This window comes from Shimia sediminis (assembly GCF_003990645.1).
GTDB classification, from domain to species: Bacteria; Pseudomonadota; Alphaproteobacteria; order Rhodobacterales; family Rhodobacteraceae; genus Shimia; species Shimia sediminis.
In genome coordinates this window covers 249,015-261,627 of the sequence record NZ_RYZK01000001.1, presented here as the reverse complement: position 1 = coordinate 261,627, position 12,613 = coordinate 249,015, and the positions used below count along the sequence as shown (strand labels likewise).

Below are 12,613 nucleotides of genomic sequence, written 5' to 3'. Positions count from 1 at the left end.
ACGTCGCGTCGCGGTATTGCCCATCTGGACCTTCGCTAGTTAACCAGCTAACCGTTGGCGCATGAGCCACGCCATCGACGATACCCGCGCCAAACGCACCGTGTTTATCCTTGTGCTTGCACAGGCTTTTCTGGGTGCGCAAATGCCGATGATTTTCACCATTGGCGGCCTTGCGGGGCAGTCTCTGACCACCAACGCCTGTTTTGCCACATTGCCGATTTCGCTCATTGTTGTGGGCTCGATGCTGGCGGCAACGCCGCTCTCGGCGATCATGCAGAAATACGGCCGCCGGGTGGGGTTCTTTGTTGGCTCTGCGGGTGGCGCACTGGGCGGGGCCATCGGGGCCTATGGCCTCTATCTCAACAGTTTCTATGTGTTTCTGCTCGGCAGCCTTCTGACCGGCATCTACATGAGCGCACAAGGGTTCTACCGCTTTGCCGCCGCCGATACGGCCTCGGACGATTTCCGCCCCAAGGCGATTTCCTACGTCATGGCCGGCGGTCTGGCCTCGGCCATTATCGGCCCGCAGCTGGTCAAGGTCACCAGCGACGCGATGGTCATTCCGTTCTTGGGCACCTATCTGGGGGTGATCCTGATCAACGTGATCGGCTCAGCCCTGTTCCTCTTTATCAACATCCCCAAGCCGCAGGCCCCCAGCGCCGACTCGCCCAAGGGCCGCTCGCGGCTGGAGCTGCTCAAGACACCACGCATCGCCGTGGCGGTGATCTGCGCCATGGTGTCTTATGCGCTGATGAACCTCGTGATGACCTCGACCCCGCTGGCCGTGGTGGGCTGCGGATTTGAACAGAACAGCGCCGCCGACGTGGTCTCGGCCCACGTGCTGGCGATGTTTGTGCCCTCGTTCTTCACCGGCCACCTGATCGCCCGTTTCGGCGTGGAAAAGATCATGGCCACCGGCCTTGTCATCCTGGCTGCCGCGGGTGCCGTCGGGCTGCAGGGGGTCGAGCTTGAGAACTTCTTTATCGCGCTGATCCTGCTGGGCGTTGGCTGGAACTTTGGCTTCATTGGTGCCACCACCATGCTGGCGGGCGCCCATGAACCGTCCGAGCGTGGCCGGATGCAGGGCCTCAACGACCTCATCGTCTTTGGCGGTGTCACCGTGGCCTCGCTGGCCTCGGGCGGTCTGATGAATTGTTCCGGTGGCGATGCCCAGACCGGCTGGACCTCGGTCAACCTGGCCATGGCGCCCTTCCTGATGCTGGCAGGCGCCTCGCTGATCTGGCTGATGTTCCGCCCGAAAGACGCCTGAGGTACAGAATTTTCTAGAAAATTCTGCTGGTCCGAAAATCTTCTAGAAGATTTTCACCACCGCCCCGTCAAGGACCGCCGCAATAGCCCGGCCTTTTTGGCAAACTCGCTTTGTCCCAGCGCCCCCTCGGCCACACGCTGTGGCTCGGCCGCGACCTGCTTCAGGATCGCCTCGGCCTGCCAACCCGCGAACAAAGCCTGACCTGCAGCCTTGGACACACCTGAGCGCGCGTGTCGTGCGGCGCGCAGCCGGGCCAATCCGCCTTGGGCCAAAAGCGCCACGGCCTCGGGCCGCCCATCCACCAGTGGCACGCGCTTTTGCGCCTCCAACTCGGGGATCGCCCGGAACCAGCTGGCCAGCCCGCTGGCATAGGCCAAATCGCGCACTGCGGCCTCGTCGGCCTCTCCCAAGGCCCGCGCGGCACACCACATCAGGTTGCCCGAAGTCGCATCCAGATAATCGGCAAAATGCGCGGCATCCTCAAAGGGATCCTTGTAGATGTCCCAGCGCCGCGCCACGATCAGCTTGTCCAGCAAGGCGGCCCCTTGCGAATCCAGCACTTCGGCCAGCGGGGTCACCACCTCGTGGCGGCGTACAGGCGCGCCCTGCCCAATCTCTTCCAATGCATCGCGCCACCACTGCAACCGCATCTCGGCGATCATCGCCTCTTGCGTCAGCCACGGCGCGCGCGCCACCTCAAGGTTGAAAGCATAGATCGGGAACAGCACATCCCGCGCCGCAGGCCGTGCCGCCATCGCCGCCATGAACCTGTCCGGGTCCCCGCGCTGCACCAAGCCGGCACAGGCGGCTATGTCGCGCTCAAGGTCTGCGGTCATAGGGGTCGTGTCACACAGAGGAGATAGCCAAAGTCCTCGCGATGTTTGCGCCACACGGCAATCTCGGCCTCAGCCTCATCCAGCACCGCATTCAAAGCGTCGTCCGCCCCCTGCCGCAACATCTCGATGCGCGCCTCCTGCGGCTGATAATAAGCCTCCCACCCGGCGTCGCTGATCCGGCGTGTGCCGAGCACCTCGTACCCCGCCGCTTCGACCTTGGCACGAATGCCCGCCTCGTCATCCGGCAGTATCCCTTCGAACAGCGTCTCGACCGCGTCATCCGGCGCCGGGCGGAACAGGCAGGGCTCGGAAAAGGCCACAACACCACCCGGTGCCAGGGCCTTGCGCCATGTGTTCAGCGCCTCGGCAACGCCGACAAAGTAAACCGCCCCGGCACTCCAGATCAGATCAAACGGCCCGTGTTCGCGCATCATGCTGCCCACCCTGGCCGTGACCCGCTTGTCGTCTTCGAACCGCTTGGCCACCGCATCGGCAAAGCCCTGATGCATCTCGACCGCCAATACACGCCCCTCGGGCGCCACCTGCAACAGCGCGGCAATATCACCGCCCGGCCCCGAGCCGCCATCCAGGATGCGCGCGTGCGCAGGCACGCCGCCCAGTTCGGCCGCCCATAGCACATCCCCGTCCGTGCCCGGCCCTTCGCGAGGCAACTCGTCGTGCAGTTTGAAAAACGCGTCCCAATCCATGGCTTATCCCGCCCTTACCGCGCCGTCGCGCATCAGCTTCCAGTTCAGCGCTTCCAACAGCGCCTCGAACGAGGCGTCCACGATATTGGCCGAAACCCCAACCGTGGCCCAGCGATGGCCCTTTTCATCTTCGAAATCTATGATGACCCGGGTCACGGCCTCGGTCCCACCATTGGTGATCCGCACCTTGAAGTCCACCAACCGCACCCCGGCGATCCCCGCCTGATAGGGTCCAAGGTCCTGTTTCAGCGCCTGCCACAACGCGTTCACCGGCCCGTCATCGCTCATCTCGTCGGAATGTTCGTTCTTGAAATAGCTCGTGGTCTTCTTGCCCGAAGGCAACTGCACCGTCACCACCGCTTCGGATTCCACCACCAGCTGACCGCGCGCATTGCGACGGCGCTCCGAGATCACGCGGTAACGTTCCACGTCGAAAAAGGCCTCGCGCAGGCCCAGCTCATCCCGCGCCAACAGCTCGAAACTCGCCTGCGCCGTGTCATAGCTATAGCCATCTGCCTCGCGTTCCTTGATCCGGTTCAGGATCGCGCTGAGCGCAGGATTGCCCTTGTCAACCTCCAGCCCGGCATCCGCCAGCCGCTTGCGCAGATTCGACTGCCCGGCCTGGTTGGACATCGGAATGATGCGCTCATTGCCAATGATCCCCGGCGCGACATGTTCATAGGTCGACGGATCCTTGAGAATGGCACTGGCATGCAGCCCCGCCTTATGCGCAAAGGCCGAGGCCCCCACATAGGCCGCCTGCTTCATCGGCACACGATTGAGGATGTCATCCAAAAGACGGCTGGCGCGGGTCAGACCGGCCAGCGCCGTCATGCTAACGCCCATCTCATAGGCGCTGGCATAGGGCTCTTTCAGCAACAGGGTCGGGATCAGCGTGGTCAGGTTGGCGTTGCCACAGCGCTCGCCCAACCCGTTCAGCGTGCCCTGGATCTGGCGCGCACCGGCGTCCACCGCCGCCAGCGAATTGGCCACCGCATGTTCGGTGTCATTGTGCGTGTGGATGCCGACGTGACTGCCCGGAATGCCCGCCGCGATCACCGCCTTGGTGATCGCGTAGACCTCGCGCGGCAGCGCACCGCCATTGGTGTCACACAACACGATCCAGCGCGCGCCCGCGTCATAGGCCGCTTTGACCACCTCCAATGCATAGCCCGGATTGGCCTTGTAGCCGTCAAAGAAATGCTCCGCGTCAAACAGCGCCTCGCGCCCCTGTGCCACCAGATACGCGATCGACCGCGCCACGTTCTCGGTGTTTTCTTCCAGCGTGATGCCAAGGGCCTTGTCCACGTGGAAATCATGGGTCTTACCCACCAGACACACCGCAGGCGTGTTTGCGTTCATCACCGCCGCCAGCACATCGTCGTTCTCTGCCGACATGCCTGCGCGCTTGGTCATGCCAAAGGCGGTGAATGTCGCGGCCATCTTGGGCTTGGCGTCAAAAAACTCGCTGTCGGTGGGGTTGGCACCCGGCCAGCCGCCCTCAACGTAATCCACACCCAGCGTATCAAGCACGTCGGCAATCTGCGCCTTTTCAGGGGTAGAGAACTGCACCCCTTGGGTCTGCTGGCCATCCCGCAGGGTGGTGTCATAGAGATAGAGGCGTTCCTTGGTCATGACATCACCTTCCCAAATTTTCTAGAAAATTTGGCCGCAGGAAATTCTTCTAGAAGAATTTCTGAACACCGGAGCACAACCATCACAGCAACCCCTCCAGCTTGCCCGCATCAAACCCGGCGGCGGGCAACAACTCGACCCCCGCCTTGCTCATGCGCACCTCAACACCCGCCGCGCCCAGAGCCGCCTTGATCCGGTCCACGTCGGAGAAATCCTTGGTTTCCATGGCTTTGGAACGGGCTTGCGCCAACAAGGCTTCATAGGCCGACAGGTCCACCCCTTTGGCCCAATCCCCCAGCTCATTGGTCAGCAATCCCAGCATCTGCGCGCCTGCCAACAGGCCCGCCGCATCCCCGGCCCCGGCCAGTTTATGCAACTCCGCAATCGCCCCGGCCGTGTTCAGATCATCCGCCACAGCCGCAACAACCGACGCGGCCACGTTGGACGAGGGCTCGACGCCCTCGGTCAACGTTCGCCACTTGCGCAGCGTTGCCTCGGCCTCACCCGCTTTCTTGGCGGTCCAGTCCATCGGCTTGCCGTAATGCGTCGACAGGAACACGAACCGGATCACCTCGCCCGGAATGCCCTGCGCCAAGAGGTCATGCACGGTAAAGAAATTGCCCAGGGACTTGGACATCTTCTTGCCCTCGACCTGCAGCATCTCATTGTGCAGCCAATAGCGCGCGAACTCTCCCTCGGGATGCGCACAGCAGCTCTGCGCCACTTCGTTTTCATGGTGCGGGAACATCAGGTCATTGCCGCCGCCGTGAATGTCGAAACTCTCGCCCAACAGCTCATAGGACATCGCCGAGCATTCGATATGCCAGCCCGGACGCCCATGCCCCCATGGGCTGTCCCACCCCGGCTGGCTGGCATCGGAAGGCTTCCACAGCACAAAATCCATCGGATCTTCCTTGTAGGGCGCGATTTCCACCCGCGCTCCGGCAATCATGTCATCCACCGAGCGCCCCGACAACGCGCCGTAATCCTTGTAGGCACGCACCCGGAACAGCACATGACCGTCCTTGGCATAGGCAAACCCGTCCGCGATCAGCTTTTCGATCATCTCGACCATCTGCGGGATATAGGCCGTGGCGCGCGGCATGTGATCGGGCTCCATCGCCCCCAGCGCGCCCATGTCATCCAGATACCACTGCGTTGTCTCTGCGGTGATCTCGGAAATCGGACGCCCCGACTCGGCCGCCCGCGCGTTGATCTTGTCATCCACGTCGGTGAAATTGCGCACATAGGTCACATGCGCGTCGCCATAGACATGACGCAGCAACCGGTTCAGCACGTCGAACACCACCACGGGGCGCGCATTGCCGATATGGGCGCGGTCATAGACCGTCGGGCCACAGACATACATGCGCACGTTTTGGGCATCGATCGGCTCGAACACCTCTTTTTTACGGCTCTTCGAGTTGTGCAGTTTAATCGTCGTCATGTCTCGTCCTCAGGCACAAATGCGCTTGCGGCGGGCTTAACAACTTCAATGCATGTTTGGAATAGAAGAACGGCCCGCCAGATTGTCTCAGGCAGGAATGCAGCAAATAATGATGATGTTGCGTGCGGTGTTCATGGGCCGGACCATAGGCGGCGCACTCCTGTGGGTCAAGCGGACAGTTGCGCAGCCCCTCGGCGTTCTGGCACCCTGCCCCGATGTCGCACGATCTCGTCAACCAAGCCCCTGCCCGGCGCCGAAGGCTCGCTCCCCTAAGGCGGCCATGACGCCTGGAAGGTCGGCGGCAAGATGTTTGCCTCAACCGGGGCGGTGGGTGGTGGCGTTTCGGTCAAGCCCCCCGACATCGAGATAGCGCAACCACGGATCGGGGACGGAGTGGGCATCAAGGCGCCCTATTTCCATCGCAGCCGGGTATTGATCCCCTTTGGCGGGGACGCAGACGAGCTGCGCCACCGCATCTTTGTGTCTTACGACATCACCCGCGCGAGCCTCACGAAAAAGCTGCAGGCCACGCTGGCACCGCGCGTCTGATCAGCACCGCCCCTGCGCCAGCTTTGCACGGGTCACGCGCCCCAGGGGATAGCGCAAGCTGCGCCCGGATTGCGCCAGGATGGTCAACGCAATCCCGACCGCCGTGATCCCGGCCCCGAGCCAGCTGACGGGGCCGTAGCGCTCGCCCAGAACAAGCGTTGCCGCCAACAGACCCACCGCCGCCGCGACATAGCCAACCTGGCTCAGCAGCACCGGCCCTCCCAGCTTTTGCAGCCGGAAATAGGCCGGAAAGGTCAGCCCCGCCGCCACCGCCTGCACCAATGCGGCCACCGGCACCGCCGCGAGCGGTTGCAGGCTGACGCCCTGCCCCGTCACCAACAGGCCGAGACCCAGCGCGGTCATGGCGACCAGATGGCTCCAGAACGCCAGCGCCATAGGGTGCTCGCCCTCGGGCCAGTCCAGCGTGCGATAGACATTGCCTGCCGCCAGCACAACGGGGATCAGCAACGCCAGCAAGGACCACATCAGCGTGCCGTCAACACTTCCGCGCCCCAGCGCCACCATCAGCGCCCCTACCAGCCCGATGCCGATGCCCCAGGCCCCAAGACGCCCCGGCCCCTTCAGACCAAAGACCGTCGACAAGGCCAACGTGGCCACCGGCGACAGGGCAAACATCATGCCCACCTGCCCGGCCCCGACCCGTGGCACCAGCGCAAAGATCATGATGTTGATCAGGGCAAAACTGACCAGACCGGACACCAGCACATAGCGCAGCATCCGCCCCCGCGGCAGCCGCAACAGCCCCCGCAGCGCCAGCCACGGAAACAACGGCAGACTCGCCCCCATCGAGACCAGCAACGCCCACGTCAGAGGCGGCACCCCGGCCGCCGCAGACAGCTTGCTCAGAGGAAAACTCACCCCCAAAAGCAGGCCAACCCACAGCAACAACCCAACCGGGCCAATCCGATCAGTCATAACTCACCACCTCGTATTCGATGCCATCAGGCCCGTCGAAGTAGAACCGCAGCCCCGGCTCATAGTCGCCATGGCTGTGCGGCGTGTATCCTGCGGCCTTGACCCGTGCCTCGGTGGCGGCAATGTCGTCCACAACCACACCCACATGGTTCAGCCCCGCGATATGGTGATACCGCTTGCTCTCGGGGTTCAGATCCCAGGCCGGCGCATAGAGCGCCAGATAGCTTTCGTCGTCTCCCACATGCACGGTGTAGCCGTTGTCCTTGGCCTCGCCCTCCCAGCGGACGTGCCAGCCGAACATATCGATCAGCTGGGCCGCATGGGCGCGGGGATGGGGAACGCAGATATTCACATGTTCCAGTTTCATCACTTAACTCCTTGTAGAAAGTTGAATTGTGACTATCCTAATTCCTCAAGTACACTTGAGGTCAAACGGAAAAATCCATGCAAAACAAATGCCTTGCAAAATCCGGCTTGTCGATCGGGCAGGTATCCGACCGCACGGGCCTCGCCCCGTCGGCCATCCGATTCTACGAAGAAGAAGGGCTGGTCTTTCCCTTTCGCACCGACAGCGGCCAACGGCGCTTTGACCGCGCCGACATCCGCCGCCTGTCTTTCGTGATGATCTCGCAAGGGCTTGGCTTTACCCTGCCGCAAATCCGCGAGGCCCTGAAATCCCTGCCCGAGGGCCGCACCCCGACCAAGCGTGACTGGGAGCGTATCTCGGGCCGGTTCCGCCGTGACCTCGACACTCGCATCGCCCAAATGCAGGCCCTGCGTGACAAACTGGACGGCTGTATCGGCTGCGGATGCCTGTCACTACAGAACTGCAAACTCTACAACCCCGAAGACCGTATCGCCCGCAAAGGTCAGGGCCCGCGCTATCTTTTGGGCGATCAGGTCAGCGACGCCACCTGATAGCATTCGGTCCCGCCCCACGGGTCCTGCCCCTGTGCTCGTGGCTTTCCCGAACGCTATTCGAAAGTTTTCCGGAACCCTGAATAGGGTTTGACGCGTGGCCCTCAATCGGGCCATTTCCTAAGCAATATCCAAGGAGACAGCGCCATGAAACTATCCCAACGCATCACGCATCTGACCGGCGGCGGCTCGGACGGGTGGGAGGTTTTCTATCGCTCGCGCCAGATGATTGCCGACGGCGAAAAGGTGATCGAGCTGACCATTGGCGAACATGACATCCGCACCGATCCGGTGATCCTCGACGCCATGGACAAGGCGGCGATGGGGGGTCACACCGGTTATGCCATGGTGCCCGGCATCCTGTCCCTGCGCCAAGCGGTGGCCGCGCGCATCCAGAAAAGAACTGGTGTACCAACCACTTACAAGAATATCCTCATCACCCCCGGCGGCCAGTCGGCCCTGTTTGCAGCGCATCTGGCGGCCTGCAACCAAGGCGACAAGGCGCTCTATCTCGACCCCTATTACGCCACCTATCCCGGCACCCTGCGTGGCGTCGGCGCCACGCCCGTCGCCATACAGACCCGTGCGGAAGACGCCTTTCAGCCCCGCGCCGAGGACATTGCCGCCGTGGCCCCCGGTGCGACCTCGCTGCTGATCAACACCCCCAACAACCCCACCGGCATCGTCTACAGCCGCGAAACCCTTGAGGGCATTGCACAGGTCTGCCGCGATCACGATCTCCTGCTGATCTCGGACGAGGTCTATGACACCCAGGTCTGGGACGGCGAGCACATCAGCCCCCGTGCCCTGCCCGACATGGCCGAGCGTACGCTGGTTGTCGGCTCGATGTCGAAATCCCACGCCATGACCGGCAGCCGCGTCGGCTGGATCTGCGGCCCCGAAGATGCCATCACCCATCTCATCAACCTCGCGACCCACACCACATACGGTGTCGCAGGGTTCATTCAGGATGCCGCTGAATTTGCCCTCGCTCAGGGCAGCCCGCTCGAGGACAAGGTGGCCGAACCCTTCCGCCGCCGCCGCGCCCTGGCGCGCGACATCCTCGCGGCCCAGAACACCGTGGGGCTGGTCCCGGCGCAGGGGGCCATGTACCTGATGCTGGACATCCGCGCCACGGGCCTCAGCGGCGAAGAATTTGCCAACCGTCTGCTCGATGCCCACAAGATTGCCGTCATGCCCGGCGAAAGCTTTGGCCAGGCCGCCGCAGGACACGTCCGCGTGGCCATGACCATCGACGATGACAGCTTTGCCAAAGCCTTGAAAACCTTGTGCGAATTGGCCGCGACCCTCACCAAACAGTCCCAGCTGGCCTAAAAACGACATTGCGTCGTTTTTCTAACAGACTTGTCTGATTCCTTAGACGATGTATCTCTCCAATTAGGGAGATGGCGCATGCAGGGCATTCGCAGCAAAATTCAACTGGTGGTGATCACCATCGGGGCAGAACGGGGTCGCGCCGCACGCGGCAGACCCGCTTTTGATATCTGAAACCCAAACTCGAATTCAGACGTCAAAACAGGACCTTACACAACATGTCTCAATCAGCTTCCCGCCGTTCCGGTGGCCGTGCCGCCCGTCGTGCAACCCGTGCAGCCCCCCTCAGCGATGATCTTCGCGCCATTCGCCCCGGTATGGAGGGCGGCATGTACAAGGCGCTCACCGACGAGCAGATGCAGCAGATTCACGAGGCCGCACTCGAAGCGCTGGAAACCATCGGTCTCGCCGATGCCCCACCCTCTGGTGTCGAATATCTTGTCAAAGCCGGTGGCATCCTGGGCGAAGATGGCCGCATCCGCATCCCCCGCTCCGTGGTCGAAGACGCCCTGTCCAAGGCCTGCCGGGAAATCACCCTCTACAGCCGTGATGGCAAAAACGACCTGACACTCTCGGGCAACCGCGTGCATTTCGGCACCGCCGGAGCCGCCGTGCACATGGTTGACGTTGAAGGCCGCGAGTACCGTGACAGCACCGTGCAGGACCTGCACGACGCCGCCCGCATCACCGACACGCTTGACAACGTCCACTTCCTGCAACGCCCCATGGTTTGCCGCGACATTGCCGACAACCGCGAGATGGACCTCAACACCATCTACGCCACCACCTCGGGCACCACCAAACACGTCGGCACCTCGTTCACCGAACCCGATTTCGTGGATGACGCCTTTGAAATGCTGCACATGATTGCCGGCGGCGAAGAGGCATGGCGCGCCCGGCCCTTCGTGAGCAACTCCAACTGCTTCGTCGTCCCTCCTATGAAGTTCGCCACCGAATCCTGCGAAGTCATGGAGAAATGCATCGAAGGCGGCATGCCCGTGCTCTTGCTTTCGGCAGGCATGGCAGGCGCCACCGCCCCCTCGACCATCGCAGGCGCGATCACCCAGGCGGTGGCCGAATGCCTTGGCGGTCTGGTCTACGTCAACGCCGTGAAACCCGGCCACCCGGCGATCTTCGGCACCTGGCCCTTTGGTCTCGACCTGCGCTCGGGCGCGATGACCGGCGGCTCCGGCGAACAGGCGCTTCTGACCGCGGGCTGTGCCCAGATGCACCACTTCTACGGCCTGCCCGGTGGTGCCGCCGCGGGCATCACCGATGCCAAAACCCCCGACATGCAGGCCGGCTGGGAGCAGATGTGCTCGAACGTCATGGCCGGTCTCTCGGGCCTCAACATGGTCTATGAATCCGTCGGCATGCACGCCTCGCTGCTGGGCTTCTGTCACGAATCCCTGATCCTCGGGGATGACCTGATCGGCCACGCAATGCGCTGCCTGCGCGGCATCGACGTGAATGAAACCACCCTGGCGCTCGACCAGATGCGCGAGGTCTGCCTCGGCGGGCCCGGCCATTACCTCGGCACCAGCGAAACGCTGTCGCGGATGCAATCCGACTATGTCTACCCATCGCTGGGGGATCGCACCTCGCCCAAGGAATGGGTCGAGGTCGGCAAGCCGGATCTCAACAAGAAGGCCACCGAACGCAAGGAAGAGATCCTGTCGAAACCCTCGGCCGCGCGGTTTGATCCGGTCAAGGATCAGGCCATCCGCGCCCGGTTCAAGATCCACTTGCCCACGTAAACTCCTGAAACAAAAGGAAAGCCGGGCGCCGCAATTTCGCCCGGCTTCCCAAAAAGCGTTTCAACAAAAACCCCAAATTGGTTTGGCTTGAAACGCTATCGTGACCCACGGCGTTTTTGGGGGGCGCGGGTCACAATTCTGGCGGATTGGATCAGTTGGTCGCCGACTCCGGCAACGCGCCCGCCTGCACCGCCACCATGGCTTCGTCCTTGTTCAGCGTGCCGTCACTGTCCATGTCCAGCGCCGAGAACCCCTCGGGCGTCATATCCGGGAACACCGCCTGAACCTCTTCGATGGTCAGAACGCCATCGCCGTTGGCATCCATTTCACTGGCAAGCGCCAAGGTCGGCAGGGCAAGGCCAAGAACGGTAATCGCGGGGAATGCTTTGAGTTTCATGATTTGCTTCCTTTTGGTCATTGAATGAAGGCGCTGTTCTGCGCCCTCACATTGGAAGACCCCCGAAATCAACTTTCCGTCCCGCGCCGGGCCCGTCCCCCGACCTCCCCGCGCCTTTTCGCCCATTTCGGGCGCGCACGGCGGCAATCCCTCGCCCAAAAAGAGAGGGCATTCGCCATCGGCGGATTGCCCCCACCTTTTCGCGCCCGGCAATCCACGAAACCCTGTGACCAAAGCAATGAAAAAGGTCACGTGGACAATGAAACATACAGACTGGGCCCTGATCCCCCTTTTGCCCCGCCTGCGTCGCCGCGCCCGGCGGCTGGCAGACACGCCAGAGAATGCCGAGGACATGGTGCAGGACGTCATGCTGCGCCTCTGGGTCCGCCACGTGGCGGGGGAAACACCAAATGATCTGGAAAACTATGCCATGACCGCGCTCGCCAACCTGTCGCGCAGCCGCTGGCGCGATCACAAGCCAACCAAGGAACTGGAAGAGGACCACCTGAGCTGCCCCGCCGACGCCCCCGGGGTGCTGGCCTATCAGGACGTCACCGCCGCCATCCGCCGCCTGCCGCAGGATCAGGCCGAGGTCATGACGCTGGTGATCTTGGGCGAAACCAGCCCGCAAACCATTGCACAGCGGCTGAAACTGCCGGTCGGCACTGTCAACTCACGCCTTGCCCGCGCCCGGGCGCGATTGCGCAAAGACATCGGGCTGGACCAGAAAGACGCGGTCGCCAGCCTGTTGGACTAAAGAAAAATGGGGGGCCATTGGCCCCCCAGTTTCGCCGCTCAGGCTCACTCATTGTTACCGCCCGTGGTT

General features: G+C 62.7%; 13 protein-coding genes. 6 read left to right on the top strand and 7 right to left on the bottom strand.

The window, feature by feature from the left end; all coding sequences use genetic code 11:
- Positions 1-61 precede the first annotated feature (61 nt).
- Positions 62-1,270, top strand: coding sequence for an MFS transporter (locus EK369_RS01275; protein ID WP_127111876.1), 1,209 nt, complete (start codon positions 62-64; stop codon positions 1,268-1,270).
- 53 nt (positions 1,271-1,323) lie between these two features.
- Here EK369_RS01275 and EK369_RS01270 read toward each other — a convergent pair whose 3' ends face one another.
- From EK369_RS01270 to cysS, 4 genes are all read right to left on the bottom strand, one after another.
- Entirely contained in the window at positions 1,324-2,106 is a 783-nt protein-coding gene (locus tag EK369_RS01270) for a squalene/phytoene synthase family protein (protein WP_127111875.1), read from the bottom strand.
- Entirely contained in the window at positions 2,103-2,813 is a 711-nt protein-coding gene (locus EK369_RS01265) for a class I SAM-dependent methyltransferase (protein ID WP_127111874.1), read from the bottom strand. The genes EK369_RS01270 and EK369_RS01265 overlap by 4 nt, the downstream gene beginning before the upstream one ends.
- A 3-nt stretch (positions 2,814-2,816) precedes the next feature.
- Positions 2,817-4,448 (bottom strand): citramalate synthase, encoded by a 1,632-nt coding sequence (gene cimA / locus EK369_RS01260; protein ID WP_127111873.1) that lies wholly within the window; start codon positions 4,446-4,448, stop codon positions 2,817-2,819.
- 82 nt (positions 4,449-4,530) lie between these two features.
- Complete coding sequence (cysS, locus tag EK369_RS01255) at positions 4,531-5,895, bottom strand: cysteine--tRNA ligase (protein WP_127111872.1); 1,365 nt, start codon at positions 5,893-5,895, stop codon at positions 4,531-4,533.
- Positions 5,896-6,201: 306 nt separating this feature from the next.
- Here cysS and EK369_RS01250 point away from each other — a divergent pair, with 306 nt between their 5' ends.
- Positions 6,202-6,444: an MmcQ/YjbR family DNA-binding protein gene (locus EK369_RS01250; protein ID WP_235871312.1), complete on the top strand. Its 243-nt coding sequence runs from the start codon at positions 6,202-6,204 to the stop codon at positions 6,442-6,444.
- Here EK369_RS01250 and EK369_RS01245 read toward each other — a convergent pair whose 3' ends face one another.
- Together EK369_RS01245 and EK369_RS01240 are read right to left on the bottom strand one after the other, a co-directional pair.
- Positions 6,445-7,380 carry a DMT family transporter gene (locus EK369_RS01245; RefSeq protein WP_127111871.1) on the bottom strand — a complete coding sequence of 312 codons (936 nt, stop codon included), beginning with the start codon at positions 7,378-7,380 and terminating at the stop codon, positions 6,445-6,447.
- Positions 7,373-7,747: a VOC family protein gene (locus EK369_RS01240; RefSeq protein ID WP_127111870.1), complete on the bottom strand. Its 375-nt coding sequence runs from the start codon at positions 7,745-7,747 to the stop codon at positions 7,373-7,375. The genes EK369_RS01245 and EK369_RS01240 overlap by 8 nt, the downstream gene beginning before the upstream one ends.
- Positions 7,748-7,824: 77 nt before the next feature.
- On the opposite strand from EK369_RS01240, the gene soxR reads away from it, so the two are divergent.
- From soxR to EK369_RS01225, 3 genes are all read left to right on the top strand, one after another.
- The gene (gene soxR / locus EK369_RS01235; protein ID WP_127111869.1) at positions 7,825-8,298 is read left to right on the top strand and encodes a redox-sensitive transcriptional activator SoxR; all 474 of its coding nucleotides are present in this window, start codon (positions 7,825-7,827) and stop codon (positions 8,296-8,298) included.
- Positions 8,299-8,445: 147 nt separating this feature from the next.
- The gene (locus EK369_RS01230) at positions 8,446-9,633 is read left to right on the top strand and encodes a pyridoxal phosphate-dependent aminotransferase (RefSeq protein ID WP_127111868.1); all 1,188 of its coding nucleotides are present in this window, start codon (positions 8,446-8,448) and stop codon (positions 9,631-9,633) included.
- Between the two features lie 218 nt (positions 9,634-9,851).
- Positions 9,852-11,390 (top strand): trimethylamine methyltransferase family protein, encoded by a 1,539-nt coding sequence (locus tag EK369_RS01225; RefSeq protein ID WP_127111867.1) that lies wholly within the window; start codon positions 9,852-9,854, stop codon positions 11,388-11,390.
- 151 nt (positions 11,391-11,541) lie between these two features.
- Here the strand turns inward: EK369_RS01225 and EK369_RS01220 are convergent, their stop codons facing one another.
- A complete protein-coding gene (locus EK369_RS01220; protein ID WP_127111866.1) occupies positions 11,542-11,787 on the bottom strand; it encodes an EF-hand domain-containing protein in 246 nt (81 codons plus the stop codon).
- A gap of 259 nt (positions 11,788-12,046) precedes the next feature.
- Here EK369_RS01220 and EK369_RS01215 point away from each other — a divergent pair, with 259 nt between their 5' ends.
- The gene (locus EK369_RS01215; protein ID WP_164726780.1) at positions 12,047-12,544 is read left to right on the top strand and encodes an RNA polymerase sigma factor; all 498 of its coding nucleotides are present in this window, start codon (positions 12,047-12,049) and stop codon (positions 12,542-12,544) included.
- Positions 12,545-12,613 lie beyond the last annotated feature (69 nt).